The organism is uncultured Vibrio sp., from assembly GCF_947488985.1.
GTDB lineage: Bacteria > Pseudomonadota > Gammaproteobacteria > Enterobacterales > Vibrionaceae > Vibrio.
Map to the genome: position 1 here is coordinate 1 of NZ_CANLBV010000301.1, position 444 is coordinate 444.

Annotated in this window: 1 protein-coding gene; it reads right to left on the reverse strand. The window is 39.4% G+C overall.

Annotation, left to right across the window (positions count from 1 at the left end; all coding sequences use genetic code 11):
- Positions 1–33 precede the first annotated feature (33 nt).
- Positions 34–246 carry a hypothetical protein gene (locus Q1A70_RS20440; protein WP_299695896.1) on the reverse strand — a complete coding sequence of 71 codons (213 nt, stop codon included), beginning with the start codon at positions 244–246 and terminating at the stop codon, positions 34–36.
- Between the last annotated feature and the right edge of the window lie 198 nt (positions 247–444).

Below are 444 nucleotides of genomic sequence, written 5' to 3' on the forward strand. Positions count from 1 at the left end.
TAAATGCTTTTATCTGAACAAGTTATTTGATTTTTAACGTAGTTTAGTTACAAGGAAGTGAACCTTGACAACAGGCTTATAACCCGATTGATAGCTATCACCAAAAATTGAACACCCCATGAAGGTACTCACTTTGATGTCACGACGACAAACGGTCATGAGTCTCTCATTATGAAAGATTGTATCTCCGGCTTTAATCGCGCTGATGTGTACTTTTTCTAAATACGTATTGGTTGGTATTGGCATCACTGCTCCTGAATTATGAATAGAATAATTCGTTGGCCAATGCCAAACGAATGACATTAGCGCGGAGTAGTCCGCTAGGCTAAAAAATGGACGGTTGCTCTCTCAATTGCATTAACACACTTGAGATGGCTTTTTGTTCGTCACAACTAGGTAAATGGTCTTCGATACATTTCGCGCAATTTTCACACAAACGCATCG

Bases quoted from the DNA above. Each gene is read 5' to 3' on its own strand.
- Q1A70_RS20440 (WP_299695896.1), bottom strand. From the start codon at position 246: ATGCCAATACCAACCAATACGTATTTAGAAAAAGTACACATCAGCGCG.